The sequence below is a fragment of the Advenella kashmirensis W13003 genome (genome assembly GCF_000506985.1).
GTDB lineage: Bacteria > Pseudomonadota > Gammaproteobacteria > Burkholderiales > Burkholderiaceae_B > Advenella > Advenella kashmirensis_A.
In genome coordinates this window covers 24,080-44,638 of sequence record NZ_KI650980.1, presented here as the reverse complement: position 1 = coordinate 44,638, position 20,559 = coordinate 24,080, and the positions used below count along the sequence as shown (strand labels likewise).

At 57.0% G+C, this 20,559-nt stretch carries 13 protein-coding genes; 5 read left to right on the top strand and 8 right to left on the bottom strand.

Features of this window, described 5'->3' with window-relative positions; translation table 11 throughout:
- Nucleotides 1-20: 20 nt before the first annotated feature.
- Complete coding sequence (acnD, locus tag W822_RS35110) at nt 21-2,615, bottom strand: Fe/S-dependent 2-methylisocitrate dehydratase AcnD (protein WP_024005334.1); 2,595 nt, start codon at nt 2,613-2,615, stop codon at nt 21-23.
- 6 nt (nt 2,616-2,621) lie between these two features.
- Nucleotides 2,622-3,776 (bottom strand): bifunctional 2-methylcitrate synthase/citrate synthase, encoded by a 1,155-nt coding sequence (prpC, locus tag W822_RS35105; protein WP_024005333.1) that lies wholly within the window; start codon nt 3,774-3,776, stop codon nt 2,622-2,624.
- A gap of 184 nt (nt 3,777-3,960) precedes the next feature.
- Here prpC and W822_RS35100 point away from each other — a divergent pair, with 184 nt between their 5' ends.
- Nucleotides 3,961-5,427, top strand: coding sequence for a short-chain fatty acyl-CoA regulator family protein (locus tag W822_RS35100; RefSeq protein WP_024005332.1), 1,467 nt, complete (start codon nt 3,961-3,963; stop codon nt 5,425-5,427).
- A gap of 164 nt (nt 5,428-5,591) precedes the next feature.
- Entirely contained in the window at nt 5,592-6,782 is a 1,191-nt protein-coding gene (gene ampC / locus W822_RS35095) for a class C beta-lactamase (protein WP_031242799.1), read from the top strand.
- Between the two features lie 80 nt (nt 6,783-6,862).
- On the opposite strand, the gene W822_RS35090 is transcribed toward ampC, so the two are convergent.
- Nucleotides 6,863-7,297 (bottom strand): Ivy family c-type lysozyme inhibitor, encoded by a 435-nt coding sequence (locus tag W822_RS35090; RefSeq protein WP_081724387.1) that lies wholly within the window; start codon nt 7,295-7,297, stop codon nt 6,863-6,865.
- A gap of 112 nt (nt 7,298-7,409) precedes the next feature.
- Between W822_RS35090 and W822_RS0123590 the strand changes: the two genes are divergently transcribed.
- The 3 genes from W822_RS0123590 to W822_RS35080 all read left to right on the top strand — a co-directional run bounded on the left by W822_RS0123590 (nt 7,410) and on the right by W822_RS35080 (nt 9,852).
- The gene (locus tag W822_RS0123590; RefSeq protein WP_024005329.1) at nt 7,410-8,210 is read left to right on the top strand and encodes a phosphatase PAP2 family protein; all 801 of its coding nucleotides are present in this window, start codon (nt 7,410-7,412) and stop codon (nt 8,208-8,210) included.
- Nucleotides 8,211-8,314: 104 nt separating this feature from the next.
- On the top strand, nt 8,315-9,253 hold the full coding sequence (locus W822_RS35085; protein ID WP_024005328.1) for an MBL fold metallo-hydrolase: 939 nt from the start codon (nt 8,315-8,317) through the stop codon (nt 9,251-9,253).
- Nucleotides 9,254-9,330: 77 nt separating this feature from the next.
- Nucleotides 9,331-9,852 (top strand): GNAT family N-acetyltransferase, encoded by a 522-nt coding sequence (locus W822_RS35080; protein WP_024005327.1) that lies wholly within the window; start codon nt 9,331-9,333, stop codon nt 9,850-9,852.
- Nucleotides 9,853-9,903: 51 nt separating this feature from the next.
- Here the strand turns inward: W822_RS35080 and W822_RS35075 are convergent, their stop codons facing one another.
- The 5 genes from W822_RS35075 to W822_RS35055 all read right to left on the bottom strand — a co-directional run bounded on the left by W822_RS35075 (nt 9,904) and on the right by W822_RS35055 (nt 20,471).
- The gene (locus tag W822_RS35075; RefSeq protein WP_024005326.1) at nt 9,904-12,084 is read right to left on the bottom strand and encodes a TonB-dependent receptor; all 2,181 of its coding nucleotides are present in this window, start codon (nt 12,082-12,084) and stop codon (nt 9,904-9,906) included.
- 62 nt (nt 12,085-12,146) lie between these two features.
- Nucleotides 12,147-14,426: a ferric-rhodotorulic acid/ferric-coprogen receptor FhuE gene (gene fhuE / locus W822_RS35070; RefSeq protein WP_024005325.1), complete on the bottom strand. Its 2,280-nt coding sequence runs from the start codon at nt 14,424-14,426 to the stop codon at nt 12,147-12,149.
- A 204-nt stretch (nt 14,427-14,630) separates the two neighbouring features.
- Nucleotides 14,631-16,706, bottom strand: coding sequence for a MacB family efflux pump subunit (locus W822_RS35065; RefSeq protein WP_024005324.1), 2,076 nt, complete (start codon nt 16,704-16,706; stop codon nt 14,631-14,633).
- A 20-nt stretch (nt 16,707-16,726) separates the two neighbouring features.
- The gene (locus W822_RS35060) at nt 16,727-17,926 is read right to left on the bottom strand and encodes an efflux RND transporter periplasmic adaptor subunit (protein WP_024005323.1); all 1,200 of its coding nucleotides are present in this window, start codon (nt 17,924-17,926) and stop codon (nt 16,727-16,729) included.
- 61 nt (nt 17,927-17,987) lie between these two features.
- Entirely contained in the window at nt 17,988-20,471 is a 2,484-nt protein-coding gene (locus W822_RS35055) for a TonB-dependent siderophore receptor (RefSeq protein ID WP_253272292.1), read from the bottom strand.
- Nucleotides 20,472-20,559 lie beyond the last annotated feature (88 nt).

The window sequence follows — 20,559 nt, the reverse complement described above, 5'->3', positions numbered from 1 at the left end:
TGTTGATCCTTTCCATTTCCTTAGCTGGCAACCGCCGATTCAATAAAGTCCTGTGCGAAGCGCTGTAACACGCCGCCTGCCTCGTAGATCGACACTTCTTCGGCCGTATCCAGACGACAGGTCACGGGCACATCAACGCGTTCACCCGTTTTCCGGTGAATGACCAGGGTCAGGGTGGATCGCGGTTGCGGCGTTCCCAGAACATCGTAAGTTTCGGTACCGTCAATATTGAGCGTCTGGCGATTGACGCCGGGCTTGAACTCCAGCGGCAGCACGCCCATCCCCACCAGGTTGGTGCGGTGAATGCGCTCAAAGCCTTCTGCAACAATCACTTCGACACCCGCAAGACGCACGCCTTTGGCAGCCCAGTCCCGCGACGAACCCTGGCCATAATCGGCACCCGCCACGATAATCAGCGGCTGTTTGCGCTCCATATAGGTTTCAATGGCTTCCCACATGCGAACAACTTTGCCTTCGGGCTCAATGCGGGCCAGCGATCCCTGTTTGATTTCGCCGTTTTCCTGCACCATTTCATTGAGCAGCTTGGGATTGGCAAAAGTCGCCCGTTGTGCAGTCAGGTGATCGCCCCGATGGGTAGCGTAAGAGTTAAAGTCCTCTTGCGGCAAACCCATCTTGGCCAGATATTCGCCCGCTGCGCTATTGGCCATAATGGCATTCGATGGGGACAGATGATCGGTCGTGATGTTGTCGCCCAGCACGGCAAGCGGGCGCATGCCCGACAGCGTACGCTCGCCGGCCAGCGCGCCTTCCCAATAGGGCGGGCAGCGGATGTAGGTACTTTGCGGACGCCATTCATAAAGCGGGTCGATGGCTTCGCCATGCTCCACGCTGGCGGCAAACATCGGTTCGTACACCTTGCGGAACTGCTCGGGCTTGACACTGCTGGCAACAATGGCGTCGATTTCCTGGTCATCAGGCCAGATGTCTTTGAGCGTGACGGGATTGCCATTCGGGTCGGTGCCCAGCACGTCTTTCTCGATGTCAAAACGAATAGTGCCGGCAATGGCATAGGCCACAACCAGCGGCGGAGACGCCAGGAAAGCCTGCTTGGCATAGGGATGGATACGGCCGTCAAAATTCCGGTTGCCTGACAGCACCGCGGTGGCATACAGATCGCGGTCGATAATTTCCTGCTGGATGACCGGGTCCAGCGCACCACTCATTCCGTTGCAGGTGGTACAGGCAAACGCCACGATACCAAAGCCCAGTTTCTCCAGTTCAGGCAAGAGATTGGCTTCTTCCAGATATAACTGAACGGCCTTGGAGCCTGGGGCCAGCGATGATTTTACCCATGGCTTGCGGACCAGGCCGAGCTTGTTGGCATTGCGCGCCAGCAATCCCGCCGCGATCACGTTACGCGGGTTGCTGGTGTTGGTGCAACTGGTGATGGCGGCAATAATGACCGCTCCGTCCGGCATCAGTTCTGGTTCGTTTTCCACTGTCCCGGAAATGCCACGCGAGGCAAGCTCGGAGGTCGGCACCCGGCGATGCGGATTGGACGGGCCGGCGATATTGCGCACGACTGATGACAAATCGAAAGTGAGCACGCGTTCGTATTCTGCCGTCTTCAGACTATCAGCCCAAAGACCGGCCTGTTTGGCGTAGGTTTCCACCAGTTTGACCTGCTCGTCGTCACGGCCGGTCAGTTTCAAATAGTCGATGGTTTGCTGATCAATGTAGAACATGGCGGCGGTTGCGCCATACTCGGGGGTCATATTCGAGATCGTTGCGCGATCGCCCAATGTCAGGCGGGCCGCGCCTTCCCCGTAAAACTCCAGGTACGATGATACGACCTTCTGGTTGCGCAGAAACTCGGTCAACGCCAGGACAAGGTCGGTGGCGGTGATGCCTGGCTGCAACTGGCCCGTGAGTTCCACCCCAATGATATCCGGCAGGCGCATCCATGACGCGCGCCCCAGCATGACGCTTTCGGCTTCCAGCCCCCCCACCCCAATGGCGATCACGCCCAGCGCATCAACGTGTGGCGTGTGGCTGTCGGTGCCGACAAGCGTATCCGGGAAAGCCACGCCGTCGCGTGCATGGACGACAGGCGACATGCGTTCCAGATTAATCTGGTGCATGATGCCGTTGCCCGGCGGAATAACGTCGACATTCTTGAACGCTTTCTTGGTCCAGTTAATGAAATGAAAGCGGTCGTCATTACGGCGGTCTTCAATGGCGCGGTTTTTGTCAAACGCATCCTTTTCAAAACCGGCGTGTTCCACAGCCAGTGAATGATCCACAATCAGCTGCGTCGGAACGACGGGATTGATCTGGGCCGGATCGCCTCCCTGCTCGGCGATGGCTTCGCGCAGCCCAGCCAGATCAACCAGCGCAGTTTGCCCAAGGATATCGTGACACACCACGCGCGCAGGAAACCACGGGAAGTCCAGTTCGCGCTTGCGTTCAATCAGTTGCTTGAGCGAATCGGTCAGCGTCTCGGGATCGCAGCGACGCACCAGATTCTCGGCCAGCACGCGCGAGGTGTACGGGAGCGTGTCGTAGGCGCCCGGCCTGATTGCATCGACGGCTGCCCGGGCATCGAAATAATCCAGCCGGGTACCCGGCAGGGGTTTGCGGTTTGCAGTGTTCATAACGATTCAGCGTTTATCCAGTGGAACAAAGGTCTGATCTTCCGGCCCGGTGTAATTGGCCGTCGGACGAATGATTTTATTGTCGATACGTTGCTCGATGATATGGGCAGACCAGCCCGCCGTGCGCGCGATCACAAACAGCGGCGTGAACATGGCGGTGGGCACGCCCATCATATGGTACGACACGGCAGAAAACCAGTCCAGATTGGGGAACATTTTCTTGATTTCCCACATCACGCTTTCCAGGCGTTCAGCGATGTCGAACATTTTCATGTTCTGCTGCGTTGATGACAGCGTACGCGCAACCTCCTTGATGACCTTGTTGCGCGGGTCGGACACAGTGTACACCGGATGGCCGAAACCGATGACCACTTCCTTGTTCTCGACACGCTTGCGGATATCGGCCTCGGCGTCGTCCGGTGTTTCGTAGCGCTTCTGTATTTCAAAAGCCACTTCATTGGCACCGCCATGTTTGGGGCCGCGCAGTGCGCCAATGCCCCCGGTAATGGCCGAATACATATCCGATCCGGTACCGGCAATAACGCGGCTGGTAAAGGTGGATGCATTGAATTCATGCTCGGCGTAGAGGATCAATGAGGTGTGCATGGCACGCACCCACTCGTCTGACGATTTTTTACCATGCAGCAAATGCAGGAAATGGCCGCCGATGCTGTCATCATCGGTTTCGATGTCGATGCGCTTGCCGTTATGGCTGTAGTGGTACCAATAGAGCAAAGCCGGCCCCAGGCTCGCCATCAGACGATCGGCAATATCGCGTGCGTCGGGCACATTGTGGTCGTCTTTTTCCGGCAGCACGCATCCCAAAATGGACACGGCGGTGCGCATAACGTCCATCGGATGGCTGGCGGCCGGCAGCGCTTCGAGCGCAATCTGCAATTGAGCGGGCAGACCCCGCAAGCGACCCAGCTTTTCCTTGTAGGCTGCCAGTTCGGCTTTGTTGGGCAGTTTTCCGTGAATAAGCAGGTGGGCCACTTCTTCGAATTCACAGGTTTCCGCGATATCCAGAATGTCGTAGCCGCGGTAGTGCAGGTCGTTGCCACTACGTCCTACAGTACATAGCGCGGTATTGCCGGCGACGACGCCGGACAGGGCCACTGCTTTCTTGGGTTTAAACCCCTTTACTTCGGATGTGTTCGTCATAGTCTTGCCTTCCTCTTGAATGTTGCAAACTTCCACTAAGCATTAGCATTCGCAGTTTACGCAAGACACACACAATTTGCATCATCTGTAAGGCGAATATCGGTGAAGTGCGTAGCTGCAATTTGCAAATTTTGCGAATATTTGAACTACAATCAGGCAATCCATATCACTCAAACGGGTTGCCATGCGTAAAATTTTTATGGGTGTCCGCCTGCGGCGCCTGCGGGAAGAGCGTAAGTTGACGCAAATCGGGCTGGCCCGCATGCTGGGCCTGTCGCCAAGCTATCTGAACCAGATCGAACAGAACCAGCGGCCCCTGACTATGCCGGTCCAGTTACGGTTAAGCGAAGTGTTCGACGTGGATATCAATGCGTTCTCGGATGACGAGCAGACCCGGATGGTGGCCGCCCTGCGCGAAGTGGCAGCCACCTTGCCTGCCTCTGCGGTCGGCGGCAACGAAGAGGCGCGGATCTCACTAACCGAAATGCGGGAAATTGCAACGAACATGCCCGCCGTGGGCCGGGCGCTGATTCATTTGCATCGCCGGCACCGCGAAGCGGTGGACCGGCTGGAAGCAATGGCTGAAAAAATGACCTACCAAGACCAGGAGGATCGCCAGAATCCGCTGGTAACGCCAACGCAGCCCTATGAAGAAGCGCGCGATTTTTTCTTTACCCACCATAATCATTTTTCAGCCCTCGATACACATGCCGAGCAGTGTCATGCCGCCTGGGGACTCTCCGAGGCGACGCCATCGGGCCTGGCCGAGCGGCTGGCCAGGCGCTTGCGGCAGCAGCATGGTGTAATCGTCGATACCCTGTCGCCAGGAGAGGGGGTACAACGGAATTACAACCCGGAAACCCGGCGCCTTAGCCTGCCGTCCTATCTGCGACCTGGCCAACAAGCCTTCCAGATGGGAACGCAACTGGCCTTTCTGGAAATCGACGACATGCTCGAGCACATGGTAGACACGCCCCGGTTTTCCAGTGCCGCCGTGCGCAGACTGGTTCGCCTGGGCCTTGCCAACTATTTTGCGGCGGCGCTCATTTTGCCCTATACCCGCTTCCTGGAATCGGCCGAACAATTGCATTACGATATTGATTTGCTGGGCCAGCGCTTTGGCGTCAGTTTCGAGACCATCTGTCATCGCCTGAGTACAATGCAACGGCCCGAGGCCGCAGGGGTACCCTTCTTCTTTATCCGGGTGGATAGAGCCGGCAACATTTCGAAGCGGCAATCCGCCGCACACTTTCATTTTTCCCGCGTCGGCGGCGCCTGTCCACTTTGGAATGTATACGAAGCGTTTTCAAATCCGGGGCGGATTCTCAGGCAACTGGCACGCATGCCGGATGGGCGGGTCTATTTATGGATTGCACGCACCGTGTTTCGCCAGGCCGGCGGATTCGGCCAGCCGGGCAAGGATTTCGCGGTCGCACTGGGCTGCGATGTTGAACATGCGCATCGACTGGTCTATGCCAAAGGCCTGGACATCAGAAACCCTGATAATCCGACCCCCATCGGCATGGGCTGTCGCGTATGCGAGCGCACGCAATGCCCGCAACGGGCCTTTCCCTATATTGGCAAGGAGCTGGATATCAACGAAAATGTAAGCAGTTTGTTCCCGTATCCGATGATCACCTCACACTCATAACCCGGAAAGTCATTCAGCCAGTCCGGTGCGCGCGCTGGCCCGCGCGAGATGCCTGTTTTGATCGTAACGGTCTTGTTACCAATACGCGCTTAACGAAAGCAGACGGTTCAGCGACAATATCGACGTCGCCTTCCCACCACGCACTTCTCACCTGCCAATACGTTATGCTCCTGTCTCGTCCGCTTCAATACATTACGTTCGTTACCGCCACCGCTGCCCTCTTCAGCCATATAACGCCCGCCGCTGCGGCGCCATCAGAAGCCTCCGTCAAAAACCGGGTAGATGCGTCGGTCATGCCGGTCATGCAGCACCACCACATCCCCGGCATGGCTGTCGGAATTATCGACGGCGAACGGCGTTATTTTTTCGATTACGGTGTCGCTTCAAAACAGACTCAGCAGCCCGTGACCGCGGCGACGCTGTTCGAGCTGGGTTCCATCAGTAAAACATTCACGGCCACGCTGGCCACCTATGCCCAGGCGCTGGGTCATTTGAAGCTGACCGATACGACGGAGAAATATCTGCCTCAAATGCAGGGAACGCCGTTCGGCAAAGTCGCGCTGGTGCATTTGGGCACACACACGCCCGGCGGCTTTCCGCTGCAAGTACCCGAGGAAATAAAAACCCAAACGCAACTCATGAGCTATATGCAAGAGTGGAAGCCGCCGTACAAACAGGGGACGCAAAGAACGTACTCGAATCCAGGCATTGGCATGCTTGGCCTGATTGCGGCAAAGGCTATGCAGCAGGACTTTACGACCGTGATGCAAAACGCGATATATGCGCCGCTTGGCCTGCATGACACTTATATAGATATCCCCGCAGGGAAAATGCGCAACTACGCTCAAGGGTATACCAAACAGGACGCCCCGGCGCGCGTGAGCAAAGCGGTTCTGTGGGCGCAAGCCTATGGCGCAAAATCCACCAGCCGGGATATGCTGCGCTTTGTGCAGGCCAATATGAACATGGTAGCGCTGGACAGCCGCTTGCAGAAAGCCGTTACCGACACGCATATCGCTTATGCCCAGACCGCCGCTATGACTCAGGATCTGATTTGGGAGCACTATCCCTATCCGGTCACGTTGCAGGCCCTGTTAAAAGGCAATAGCGCCGCGTTCGCGCTGCAGCCCCAGCCGGTCACGCCGGTCGTTCCTCCCGCCGCGCCGCGCGACGATGTCTGGATAAATAAAACCGGATCGACCAACGGATTCGGAGCCTATGTTGCCTTCATCCCCGCCAGGAAACAGGGAATTGTTCTGCTGGCCAACAAGAATTATCCAATCGAAGACCGGATTAAAATTGCATATGAAATATTGAGCGAACTGGACGCGCGTACCGATAAAAAACGACCTTGAGAAAACCAGGACAAGGCTAAATCGCATACCCTCGTCCTGGAACGCCTGCCCGTGTTACGCGGGCAGACTCGAACAAACCATTATTGGAACAGGGACGACGCAAGCACAGCCATTTGTTCCGTATCAGGCTGCCTCAGCCAATAGATGTCGCTGCGGGTTGGGTTTGCCCCGTTGTCCAGGCGATTTACGACAAATGCGCCCACCGCTTTGTAGTCAGACTTTGATATGAACACCACGTACTTTTCAGAAGGACAATCGTGGGGCTTGCAGCCGCTCAGTCGGACGTAGGACGTTGAGCCCACCGTGATGTCTTCGGTGGGTGTTGTCACACCGAACTTTCTCACCCAGGCGTGCTTTTTCTTGAGCTTGCCGGCCAAATCAGAAAACGCGCGGGCAATGTTGGCATCTTGTTTGGCCAGGTCGGCAGGGTATATATCTGCCGCGTGTGAGACTGTGGCCGTCACAAAACTGATAGCCGCAGCAAGCACTAACGATTTGAATGAAAGATGACTCATAGTGTAGTAAAAAGAGAGTTGAAACGAACGATAATTTTATCTTTGTCGATATCGATCAGCAAGTCATCCGTTTTTTGTTGAACCCCACTCCCCTGCCTCACCATTGATTAATATGAAGAACCATTTTCGCACGACCTGGCCTTATTATCTTGCAGCATTTACTTGCGCCCTGTTCCTGGTCGTGCTGCTCAACGTACGATTGGACGGACGTGTGTTCGCATTCGATCAGCAAATTTTTCAGACGTTGCAATCGGCGCGCACACCACAGCTGGATACACTGCTCATTACGATCACCCAACTGGGCGATTCGTTCATGGTGACCGCGCTCGTCATCGTGACTGCGATATGGCTGCTTGTAAAACGCGTCTGGCGCACCGCCATTTATTGGTCGGTGACCATTCTTGCGGCCGCCGTGCTCAATTCAGTGGTCAAGTCCGCCATTGTTCGCGTCCGCCCCGGCGATATGATGTATAGCGGTTTTACGGCCTATTCTTTTCCCAGTGGCCATACCACCGCCAACCTGGTGCTCTACGGATTCTTGTGCATTGTGCTTTATCCCATTCTCAACAAACCGGCCAGAACACTGCTCGTGATCTGCACCGGCGGATTCGTGGCGACGGTCGCTTTTTCACGACTTTACCTCGGCGCGCACTGGTTCTCCGACGTACTGGGCGGTTTGCTTCTCGGCACAAGCATTCTGTGCATCATGGGTTCACGCTATCACGCGCGCGACATGCAACAGATGCGGGCGTCTTATCTTCTGGTACCCGTCATCGGTACGCTTTTATTGGCAGGCAGCGCGCATACCGTTTACTACCGGGACCTCAATTTGCAACGCTACACGCCCCAATCAAAACCGCTATCCCTGAACGACAATAACAAAGCGTTTGCGCACCTGCCCCTTCTGACATAAATTTTGTTATAATTTAAAGAAATAAACATATTACTAATAATAATTAACTGATTTGCATTACGTGCACCTGCTTTGACCGCTTTATTTCGTCTACGGAGTTCAACATGCCCGATACTCATCACGATCCCGCATGCGACGCAGCATCGCAACAAATTGCATATGTCCGCAAGAATCCGTCATCTGTTCCCCTGGTGAAAAGTTTTTTCGATGAAACCACCAACACCATCAGCTATGCGGTTCACACCAGGAACAACCCGCATTGCGCAATCATTGACAGCGTTCTGGACTATGACGCGGCCTCAGGAAGAACCAGCGACAGGTCCGCACAGGCCATTATTGATTATGTCCGTACCCACCAATTGCAAGTGCAATGGATTCTTGAAACCCATGCTCATGCCGATCACCTGTCCGCTGCGCCGGTTCTGATACAAGCGCTCGGCGGACGCCTGGCCATCGGCAAACATATCCAACAGGTGCAATCGGCCTTTTCCCACATTTATAATACGCAAGGCATGCATCGTGGCAGTATTGCCGACTTTGACCATCTTTTTGCAGATGGTGACACGTTCCAGATCGGCGACATTCCTGCGACTGTTCTGCATGTTCCGGGACACACACCGGCCTGTCTGGCTTATGTAATCGGCGACTGTGTGTTTGCCGGCGATACGCTGTTCATGCCCGACTATGGGACCGCCCGCTGCGATTTTCCAGGTGGTGATGCACACGCGTTGTATCGGTCCATTCGCCGCTTGTTATGTTTGCCGGATGAGACTCGCGTTTTCGTTTGCCATGACTACAAGGCACCCGGACGAAACGAGTTTGCCTGGGAGACCACAATCGGCGACGAACGCAGGCATAACGTTCATATCCACGAGGGAGTGAGCGAAGCAGAATTTGTCGCAATGCGGACCCAGCGTGATGCCACGCTTTCCACGCCGTCCCTGCTGTTGCCGGCCATCCAGGTCAACGTGCGGGGTGGCAAGCTGCCGCCGCCTGAAGACAATGGCGTCAGCTATATGAAAATTCCGATCAACCGGATATGAGTTTGGCGCGGCGCCGCCAATACTGCTTGCCCGGTGCGGTAAGATAGCGGGAACCCGGCTTTCTTCACAAATGGAATATGAATCTGACCGACATCATTACGCTCTCCAGTGAACAGGCCTCGGCGTTTCGTGATATTCGCCTGGCGGCCCTGCTCCAGGCGCCACAAGCGTTCGGCGCCAGCCATGCGGTTGAGTCCGCAAAACCACTGTCCTTTTTCGAAGAACGATTACGCACCAGCATGGTGTGGGCCGCCCGACAGAACGGTACCCTTGTTGGCGTTGCCTGCCTGGCGCCTGGCATGAGCGACCGGGAAAAACATAAGGGCTTTGTCTGGGGCGTGTTTGTCGCACCTGAGGTGCGTGGACAGGGGGTGTCGCGCGCGTTACTGACAACGCTCCTGACGTGGGCCGACCAACACTATGAGCAGGTCACCCTGACCGTCACCGCAACCAATACAGCCGCGCTGGCGCTATACCAGCAGGCCGGGTTCGACGTTTTCGGCAGGGAGCCACGGGCACTCAAAGATGAAACAGGTTACAGCGATGAAATCCTGATGGTTCGCTTTGCACATCAGACATCACCCCCGCCTGTTACGTAAATAGGCGACAACAACCTGGGCAGGTGTTGCCGCCGCTCACGAATATGTCAATCAGAATGACAATGACACAGACGCTTTCACTGTTCTGCCCTTGCCTGCCGTCAGCTGACCAAACTGCGGGGCAACCGTTGCCCAGTACCGTTTGTTGAAGACATTATCAACACCGAAACGGAAGGTGGTCTGTCGTCCCGCCAGTTTCGTGGTGTATCGTGCGCCCAGATCCACGCGCGTCCAGCCGGGTATGCGGCCTTCGTTTTCCTTGTTCACATACTGCGCGCCCCGCCGGGTCACATAGCCCTGCAAGGTCAGGCCGGGAGCAAAGGACGGATCCCATTCAGCCCCCATGGTCGCCTGAAAGCGCGGCACTCCAACGGCATGGTTGCCGTCATTCACGCCGTCCTGTGTTTTCTGCAAGCGGGCATTCATCAGAGTCACGCCACCAATAAGCCGCACGCCCTCGGCAGGCTGGCCATATATGCTCAATTCGAGGCCGCGATTGCGCTGCTCGCCGGCCGCACTGAAAATATTGGTTTGACTGTCCAGATAGAATTCAGGCTTTTCCAATTGAAACACGGCCAGGCTGGCACCATAATCGCCCATGTCCACTTTGACGCCCGCCTCCATCTGCTTGGTTCGCGCAGGCTTGAATACCTCATTGCGATTCTCAGCATCCAGGGGAGCGGTCTCGCCCCGTGTCAAACCTTCAATATAGTTGGCATACAGGGATACATTTTGCGTGGGCTTGAAAACCAGGCCCACAAACGGCGTGATAATGGATTTATCGTAGTCAGACGTCGCGCCGCCGCTGTAGTCATACGCCGTATAGCGAAGGTTCTGATGACGCAAACCCAATGTCAGCAATACCCGGTCATCCAGGAATGACAAGGTATCGGACACGGCAATACTGCGCAGGGATGAACGATCGACTTTGCCCGGGTTGTAGATGTCGCCGCCAGAAAACGTGACCGTCTCCGGATAGGGAGAGTCTTCAGGGTTGAAAATATCGCGATCCTGCGCTTCGAAAAATTCATAGGCCGAGTGATTGCTGCTGCGCAGGGCCGATACACCCAGATTGACCTGATGCCCGACTGAACCCGTCTGAAAACGGCCCCGCAATCCGACTTCACCCGTCACCGTGTTCCGAATATAAGGCGTGCGCAGCGGCGAATGGGAGCCGATACCATCGCCATTGACATTGGCGCCGGCATACAAGCCGTCTTCTTTATCACGACTGTAGGCAAGCGCAGCATAGGCCATCCAGTCCTCTGTCAGATCATACTCCACCCGGGCCACGGCAAACGTACTTTGCAGTTTGGACCAGGCCCAGGGCTGGGCGTAATTGATGCTATTGGAGGGTGCCTCGGGCACGCCATCGCCCGAGAGCCCAACCGTCGGCCGCGCCTGGTCATAACGAATATTCTGGTACCCGGCATCCAGTGAAGCACGCAGTCGTTCGCCGCGATAATCCAGTCCCAGGGTCAATACGGATGTTCTGCTTTCCGCATCCGGGAATGACATTTCGCCATCGCGATGGGCCGCATTGACACGGATACCGAACTCGCCGGCATCACCCCAGCGGCGGCCAATATCCACACCGCCCCCGATCTGCCCGCGTCCTGTATAGTCAACATTCAATCGAGTCAGCGGTTCGTCGGTGCCGCGTTTGGGCTGGATATTGATCAATCCACCCAGACCGCTGCCTCCGGGCGCCGCGCCGTTCAGAAAGGCGCTGGCACCCTTGAAGATTTCCACGCGCTCGATCATTTCAGTCGGCAGCACCTGGCGCGGCAAAATGCCGTACAGACCATTGAATGCAAGGTCGTCGTTGTTCAGTGGAAAACCCCGGATCACGAAGGTTTCGGCAAAGTTGCCGAATCCGTTTCCGACCTGGACCGTGGGATCGTTCTTGATGGCCTCGCCCAATGTACGCGCCTGCTGGTCTTCGATCAGTTTGGAGGTATAGCTGTTGACGATAAAAGGCGTGTTCATCGCGTCCATATTGCCGAGAATACCGGCCTGTCCGCCTGTGCCTACCTGTCCACCAGCGTACGCGGGCGGCGTAGGTACGGAAACGGACGCGGCCTCGTCGGTCGCTTCGATCGCTTCCAATTGGGCAGGTTGCGTCGCGGACGGAGCCGATACCGTCTGCGCATACGCACCGCCGTATGCCGCCAGCAGGGCAATCGTCAGTGCCCGCAGCACGGGTTCGGAGAAAGAGCTAGTGGTGTTCATCGTTTATTCCCGGTTAGGCAGAGACCGATGTCCTGCCGATAAAAGCGATCCTGGCTGGCGCGTCAGTATTTATAGCTAAGCGTGGCCATGACATTGCGCGGCGCCCCCCAGGCCCCCTGATTATAGAAGCCGATCTGGCTGTAGTACTTCTTGTTCAACAGATTATTGAGATTAACCTGCACGGAAACGCGATCGTTGACCTGATATCGGGTCATGAGGTCGACCAGAGCGTACGACCCTTGGGCCACTCTTTCCTTGCCCTTGGGACCGCTACCCAGCGTGTAATTGCCGCTTTGCCAGGTTACGCCTCCGCCCACGGTCAGGCCATGCAGGGCACCGGAAAGCTGATAGGTCGAAAACAGTTTGAACAGGGTGCGCGGCTGGTTTGTCTGTACCGCATTACCATTGGCATCGCCTGCTGTCCAGTGCGACAGACCCGCCATGAGACTCCAGCGTTCTAGCGGCTCACCCGATACTTCCAGGTCATAGCCGCGGCTGCGCGTCCCCTTTGCTGCGTAGTAAGCCTGGTTCGTCGTGCCCGGCACGCGGTACCCCACATCCTGCTGCGCCAGATTATCCTGATTGATCTGGAACAAGGCAACGCTGGCGTTCAGGCGTCCATCCAGGAATGCGCCCTTCAGGCCGACTTCATAACTGTCGCCTTCCAGCGGATCCAGCCAGCGCCCTTCCCGATCCTGGTAATCTTGCGGATTGAAAATACTCGTATAGCTCGCATACGCAGTCAGATTATCATTCAGGTCGTAAAGAATGCCGGCGTAGGGAGTAAAGGCCGATTTATCGAAGCGAAAGGGGTTGGTTCCCCCCTGCTCCCTCTTCCATTCGCTGTAGCGACCACCCACAATGACTTTCAGGTCATCGGTCAAATTCAGGCGCGTCGCCAGATAGACGCCCGCCTGATTGGTGCGATTATCCAGCGCGACCGCATCGGTGTTCCATACGGGTTCCGGATAATCGCCGTTCCATTCCAGGAAATTGTCTATCGGTGTAATACGGGTGCCCGAACCACCATAGAAAAGCGTTTTTTGCCGACTCAGACTGGCGCCGACAACCAGCTCGTGGGTGCGTCCGAACAACTCGAACGGTCCCGACACTTTCAGGTCAGCGCTTTTCTGTGTGCGATCACCCACATAGCGCGACGCACTGGGTGACAACCCCGCGCCTGTCGTGGCATCCGGGAACGAGGACAGAAACAACAGCTTTTCATCGGCCGAGTGCTTGCTGTAATTGAGCATGGCATCAACGCGCCACCCGTTGTCGAATTGATGTTCCAGATTCAGGAACGCGCCCTGCGTCTTGGTCGCCCATTTGGACCAATCTGTGCCGATATTCAGGCTGCGATCCCAATCGGTGCGGCTGCCATCCGCATACCACAGGGGAAATCCACCCCATCCGCTGCCCTTCGGATCATTTTCCTGGTAGTTATAGCCAAACCGCAACGTTGTTCTGTCAGTCAGGTCCGCTTCGATCGTGCCGTAGAAGACAGTTTTACGATTGCTGTAATTGTCCAGGTAGGAATGATTCTTCTGGTAGACACCTACGATCCGCCCCCGGATGCGACCGTCGGCGGTGATCGGCGTCTGCAGGTCTGCTGTACTGCGGTACGTGTCGAAGGAACCGGCCGCAAGCGACAGATCTGCCTTGAATTCTTTGCTGCTTGCGCGTTTACGTACCAGGTTGATCGCGGCGGACGGATTGCCCGCACCGGTCAGAAGACCGGTTGCGCCGCGTACGACCTCGATGCGATCATAGATGATCGGATCAATGGAAGATTCGCCGGCGCTCCATCCGCCTCCGCCCGTGACGGTCGTGGGGATGCCATCGTACAGATAGGTATCGATGGAGAAACCGCGGGAATTGAAGCTATAACGCTCCACATCATAATTTTGAACGGAAATGCCCGGACTGCCTGCCATTGCGTCCCTGACTGACAGCATGTTCTGGTCTTCGATGCGCTGGCGCGTGATCACGCTCACCGACTGCGGAGTTTCGCGAAGGGATAAAGACAGGCCGGTGCCTGCCCGGGTGGCAGGCGTCGTGTAGGATCGGGTGCCTTCGGTGATAGTGTCGTCCGCTGCCGACGTAGCATTGATGGCCTGCAGCGTCGCCACCGATGCCGCATCCGCTTTCACCGCAGGCGCAATGGGTGCTGAAGGTGCCGGTTTGGCCTCGCCTTCACGCGATGCATACTGTTGCGTCTGGGCTGCTACAGGGCGGCTGGCTGCCAGCATTGTTACAGCGACCAGGACGGCGGCTGCGACCTCGTGCTTGCGCATCACACCGCAGGCCTCTGTTTTTGGACGGTTGCTGTTCAGGCAATGCATTTACTATTTCCCTTGATCCAGATCACTATTTCAGTTAATTACAAAAACCAGTAATTATAATCAGAATCATTATCAATTACGAAATAAATTGAAGGTCGCGACGGGATTGGCCTGGCTCATTGAGGTAAAAATAAGACAGATTGAGGATGTGGAGGGTAAATGTGACCCGCCACTATCCATCCTTTTTTTGGGGCCACTGGTCGGCTAGCGGCCTTCCAGCGCTTTGACCGGATCCAGGCGGGCGGCATTTTTCGCAGGCATGTAACCGAACACGATGCCGGTAATGACGGCGCACAGGAACGCCCCCGCGATAGCCGTGAGAGAAAAGACCAGCGGCACGCCCACCGCCAGCAGCAGCATGCCAATGGCAATGCCGCAAAAAACACCGGCCGCGCCACCGCTGACCGTCAGCATCAGCGCTTCGACCAGGAACTGGCGCAAAATGTCGCGCTGCCTTGCGCCGGTGGCCATGCGTATGCCGATCTCGCGTGTGCGTTCGCTTACCGTCATCAACATGACATTCATCACTCCGATGCCGCCCACCAGCAAAGATACGGCGGCGATCAACCCCAGCATGAGGGTCATGGAATCACGCGCCTGCGCTTCGGCCAGCAGTTGCGCGGCAGCATTGCCGATGGAAAAGTCCTCGCGGCCTCCGTGGCGGGCCAGCAGCTCAGTTCTGATACTCTGCTCGGCCTGCAGAACCACTTCCGGCGCGGTGGCTTGCAACACAACATAATCGGGCTGTGTTTGCGCCTGGTATACACGGGCGCGGCCGGCCCGATACGGAATGAACACCATATCGTCGTAGTCCTGCAAGCCGGAATCGGCGCCCCTTTCGGACATGATGCCGATGACTTCGAAGGAAGCGCTGCCGATCAGCAATTGCTTGCCTAGCGGATTGGACGTATCGGGAAAGAAGAATTTCCTGGCCTTATGGCCCAACACGACTACAGGCGCCAGCTCACGATCCTCCGCTGCAGTGAAATAGCGCCCGCTGCGCACTTTCCAGTGGTGCACCTGGGGCATGACGGCGGCCGCGGCATAGACGTAATTTTGCCTGGCGGCGTTTGCGTATCTGACAATCGTGGGATCACCGATGACCGGCATCACGTGCTGCAGTTCCGGCAAGGCCGCCAGTGCTTCCAGGTCGGCTTCGGATAACTGTCCCATTGGCCCGCCTGCCGGAGGATAGCTGCTGCTCATATACATGATGGTCGAGCCCATGGTTCCCATCTGGGTCATCACCGTCTGACGCGATCCTTCGCCCACCGCCAGCATGACGATGACCGACGCCACCCCGATAATAATACCCAGCAACGTCAGTCCCGTACGCACCAGGTTCGTTCGCATGCCGCGCCAGGCCATCCGCAACGCTTCATACAATTCTGCCCTGAAGGCATTGCGATCTTCCTGCTGGCCAAAGAGATCGCCGGGATGCCCGTGCACTGGAGCGGGCATCGGCGATTCATGCCGTTGCCCGTTCGCCGATGCGGATGTCGGTGTCGGTGTCGATTGTGATGCTGATTGGTCCGACGATACGTCCGTGTTCTGCGCAGTCGTTGTTGCCGTGCCGTGCCCCCCATCCTCACCGAGGATTCTTCCGTCACGGATTTCAATCACACGGTCCGCTTGCTGCGCGACCTTGCTGTCGTGGGTGATCAGAATGATGGTATGGCCCGCCTGCGCCAGTTCCTTAAGCAAACGCATGACCTGCGCGCTACTGTGGCTATCGAGCGCGCCGGTCGGTTCATCGGCCAGAATAATGCGTCCGCCGTTCATCAGCGCGCGCGCAATGGACACCCGCTGTTGCTGTCCGCCCGACAACTGCCCTGGCCGATGATGAAGACGCGCGCCCAGGTCCAGCCGGGAAAGCAAATCCTCTGCCCGTTGCTGCCGTTCGCGCCCCGGCATGCCCGCATAGATTGCCGGCACCTGAACGTTTTCGCTCGCCGTGTTCTCTGCCAGCAGGTGATAGCCCTGGAACACAAATCCGAAGGCTTCGCGCCGCAACCGCGCCAGGTCGTCGGCATCGAAGGCCGATACATCCTTTCCCTCGAAGAAATAGTGCCCCGAACTGGGCCGATCCAGACATCCCAGAAGGTGCATCAGCGTCGACTTGCCCGATCCTGACGGGCCGACCACCGCCACGAATTCGCCGGCATACACGCTCAGGCTGATATCGTGCAGGATTTGCGCTTTAGGAGCGCCGTCGCTGCCGCCATAGTATTTTCCCAGGCTACGCAACTGAATCAAAGGCACGGCGCGCGTAAAGTCCATTGCGACAGAATCCGGCGTGGTTACCATTTGAACCACGGAACCCTGTTTTCTTCGTTTTCGCCAGTCACAACCATCATGTCTGCCTCAAGACCAGCCAGTACCTGAACTTCATGGCGACTGCGCACGCCCAGCTGTACCGGACGGGTTTGCGGCGCACGCGATTTATCCAGCACACGAACCGAGTACTGGCCCGTCGCATCCCGCTCTGCACTCACCGCCTCCAGCGGCACAACCAGCGCGTCCCGGGCTCTGGCCGAGACAAACGTGACCTGTGCCGTCATTTGTGGCAGCAGCGCGCCGTCATCATTGCTCACATCAAACAGAACGGTATACATCACAGCCTTGGTAGAGGCAGCAGGTTTCCCGTTGTCGGCGGTCTGCTCGCCGGAATTCGGTGGCGCCGGCAAAATCTGGCGCACCGTACTGTGCCACTGCCGGGGTTCGTGGTCATGCTGGCCGCCAAGCGTGGTAAACGTCACGGGCATGCCAACCGTGATAAGACGGATATCGGCCTCGGAGACTTCCGCCCACACCGTCATGCCCGACAGATCGGCCACCCGCATGACATTCGGCGTCTGGTAGGTTGACGTCAGCGTTTGCCCTTCGCGGGCATCCAGCGTCACCACGGTGCCGTCCATGGTCGCATAAATGCGGGTGTAACCCAGCCGCGCTTCATCTGCTTTCAGCGTCGCCTGGGTCTGTTCGAGTTGGGCCTGCAAACGCCGGATCCGTGCCTGGGTGGCAACGACATCGGCTTGGGCGATATCGACATTTTCCAGCGACGTCGAACCCGTGCGCACCAGCACACGCTGGCGGCGCAGTTTCTTCTGCGCCAGATCCAGCTGCGCGCGTTCCTCGGCCAGCTGCGCATGCAGGCCCGCCAGCGAGGCACGCCCCGCGTCCACTTCCGCCTGTTGCACGCTGGGATCGATATCCAGCAAGCGGTCGCCTTTTTTCACCGTATCGCCGGGCTCAACGTAGATCCGGGTGATCTGCCCCGAGACCTGGGCGCCGACATCCACATAACGACGCGGCTGCAGCACGCCGGTCGCTGCGACAGTCGCCTCGATATTACGCCGCTCGACGTGCGCGGTTTCGTAAGTGACCACGGCGCGTCGGCTCAACGCATAACTGCCGATCGCCAATGCCAGTATCGCCACCAGCCCGACCAATGCGGACCGGTGCCATCTGCGACTTTTACCTTGCTGCGTTTTACCCATACTGCCCTTTCACATCCAAAATCTGCCGTTGCGCAATAAGTTGCCGACTCCCTCCTGAATATCAATATCGGATATCGACACCCGCACGTATCGAGCGCGGCGCGCCATAGTACGCCATGCCGACGCCGGAATAATATTTTTTGTCCGTCAGGTTGTAGACATTGACATAGCCCGACACCTTATCAGTGAATGCATACCGGGCCATCAGATCGACAACGGCGTACCCTTTCTGGGTAAAGCGTTCCTTATTGGGGCCCAGATCATCGTCGTAGATTTTGCTTTGCACGCGTACGCCGCCACCGATGGTCAGCCCGTTCCCCACGTGAGGCATATGGTAGGTTGTAAACAGTTTGAAAATATTCTGCGCCACTTCGGTGCTAAGAACACCGCCATCCTTATCCTTGCTGACGCTGCGCGTAAAGCCCGCTGCCAGTTGCCAGTGCGGCAGAATCTGGCCCGACACTTCGAGCTCGAAACCGCGCGTGCGGGCACCCGACACCGCTTCGTAAGCGCTGCTGCCATCTGGCGCGAACTCGCCCGGCAGCGCCACGGCCAGATTATCCTGTTTCAAATAGAAGGCGGCGGCGCTGACATTCAGCGTATCATCCAGCAAACTCCCCTTTACGCCCAGTTCGTAACTATTGCCGACCAGCGGTTTGAGATAATTGCCGCTGGTATCCATATTCGTCTGGGGCTTGAAAATAGAGGTGTAGCCCGCGTAGAGAGACCATATCTTGTTGACGTCGTACACCACGCCCGCATAGGGCGTGAGCTTGCCATGTTCGGCCTGCAACACCGAGGTGTCGGGAGTGCCGGACAGGTCAAAAGTGCGCTTGTCATTTTCCCAGGACGTGATCCGCGCGCCCAGAATGACAGACAACGCATCGGTCGGGCGCAAGCGAGTGGTCATATAGGCGCTGCTTGTTTTTTCGCGAATATGCATTCTGCCGTTGGGGGGATTGGGAGGCGCGCCGGGTGTGCTGCCATCCCATTCATAAATATTATCGACGGCATTGTTCCATCCATCAAACCGCCATAGGCCATAGGTGGGAGTATGCTCTTCGGTATGCGTCAGGGTCGCACCGACCACTAACTCATGTTTTCTGCCAAAAAGCGTATAAGGGCCCGTCGCGTAGACATCCAGGCTGTTTTGCTTTGGCGTTCCCGCCCAGCGTCCGGCCCATAGCATCACCCCCTGGCCGGTCTGCCGATCCGGAAATCCGCCAGCGGCGTAACCCAGTACCTCGTCATAGCGGCTGGATGCATAGCTGTACGTCCCTTTAAGCAGCCAGTCGTTGGCAAAGCGATGCTCGAGCGAAGCGAAGAAGGCCTGGTTGCGACGCCGCGAATAGGCCCAGTCGGCAGCCGCGCTGTCAGAGCGGCTCCACTCGGTCCTGCCGCCATCGGCATAAAAACCGGGGCGTCCCGAGCGGGCGTGCCCGGTTGCGTTGTGTTCCTGGTAAGAGAAGCCCAACCGCGCAAGTGTCGACGGCGTCAGGTCCGCTTCAACCGTCGCATAGAGAATCCGCTTTTTTTCCCGCAGGCGGTCCAGGTAGGAGTGATTGTTCTGAATGGCGCCCACAATACGTCCGCGTATCGTGCCTGCTTCATTCATTGGCGTTGAGACATCCACCTCGGAGCGGTAATGGTCCCAGGAACCCGCTTCCAGTTTTGCCAGCGCCTGAAACTCCTGGGTGGGACGCTTGCGGATCATATTGAGCGAGCCGCCAGGAGAACCCAGTCCGCTCATCAGACCGGTCGCACCGCGCACAATTTCGACGCGATCAAACAAAACCATGTCGTTGGACTGGAAAATACGACTGTAATTACTGTTGACCTGCCCGACGCCATCAATCAGATAATTATCCACTTCGAAGCCCCGGGAGAAAATCGTACTGGTGTCCGAGCCGATATTGCCGCCGGCATCCAGCGACAGGCCCGGGGTTTGCTGTACCAGGTCGGATAGCTGCGTAATGCCCTGATCGTCCATGCGTTGACGCGTCATAACAGTGACGGACTGCGGCGTTTCCTTCGGAGAAAGAGATAAACGGGTTGATGAACTGCTGGCCTGACTGGTGTAAGAACCGGTTCCTTCTGTCGTTGCAGGATCGGACGGCAAGGTTGCCACGATCTGTTCCAGTTGCGCTACATCGCTACCCGCTGCCGTTGCCGCAGCCTGTGGAGCGGTACGCCGCTGCAGCGTGATGGTATTGCCCTGCCGGGTATAACGGATCGCACTGGCGGAAAGCAATTGATTCAGCGCTTGCTCAGGCGTCAGCCTGCCCTTGACGCCTGAAGTACGCAATCCATTCAATAGCGATGGTTGATAGATGAATTGCAAGTCAGTTTGCTGGCCGAGCCGCAGTAGCGCGTCGCCCAGCAATTGCGGGGCAATATCGATGGAGACAGCCGTTTGCTGTGCGCTGGCCGGCGTAACCGAAACAAACGCGGCACTCACCGACACGGCAAGCATCGTTTGACGGACACAGACAGATGCGCGCATGCCGGATGCCGCTTCAAAAAATGACAAATTCAATTGAGCCACAGCGTTTACCCTGAATATTAAAAAATCGGACTGCGCTGTTCTCATCACATCTGCAATGGTCGACAGCCTGCAGTGCAGACAATGCTGC

Excerpts from the sequence above, each read along its gene's own strand:
- fhuE (WP_024005325.1), bottom strand. The coding sequence starts at position 14,426 with ATGCATTGCCTGAACAGCAACCGTCCAAAAACAGAGGCCTGCGGTGTG.
- W822_RS35085 (WP_024005328.1), top strand. The coding sequence starts at position 8,315 with ATGCCCGATACTCATCACGATCCCGCATGCGACGCAGCATCGCAACAA.
- W822_RS35080 (WP_024005327.1), top strand. The coding sequence starts at position 9,331 with ATGAATCTGACCGACATCATTACGCTCTCCAGTGAACAGGCCTCGGCG.
- W822_RS35060 (WP_024005323.1), bottom strand. The coding sequence starts at position 17,926 with ATGGGTAAAACGCAGCAAGGTAAAAGTCGCAGATGGCACCGGTCCGCA.
- W822_RS35075 (WP_024005326.1), bottom strand. The coding sequence starts at position 12,084 with ATGAACACCACTAGCTCTTTCTCCGAACCCGTGCTGCGGGCACTGACG.
- W822_RS35100 (WP_024005332.1), top strand. The coding sequence starts at position 3,961 with ATGCGTAAAATTTTTATGGGTGTCCGCCTGCGGCGCCTGCGGGAAGAG.
- W822_RS35090 (WP_081724387.1), bottom strand. The coding sequence starts at position 7,297 with ATGAGTCATCTTTCATTCAAATCGTTAGTGCTTGCTGCGGCTATCAGT.
- ampC (WP_031242799.1), top strand. The coding sequence starts at position 5,592 with ATGCTCCTGTCTCGTCCGCTTCAATACATTACGTTCGTTACCGCCACC.
- acnD (WP_024005334.1), bottom strand. The coding sequence starts at position 2,615 with ATGAACACTGCAAACCGCAAACCCCTGCCGGGTACCCGGCTGGATTAT.
- W822_RS35065 (WP_024005324.1), bottom strand. The coding sequence starts at position 16,706 with ATGGACTTTACGCGCGCCGTGCCTTTGATTCAGTTGCGTAGCCTGGGA.
- W822_RS0123590 (WP_024005329.1), top strand. The coding sequence starts at position 7,410 with ATGAAGAACCATTTTCGCACGACCTGGCCTTATTATCTTGCAGCATTT.
- prpC (WP_024005333.1), bottom strand. The coding sequence starts at position 3,776 with ATGACGAACACATCCGAAGTAAAGGGGTTTAAACCCAAGAAAGCAGTG.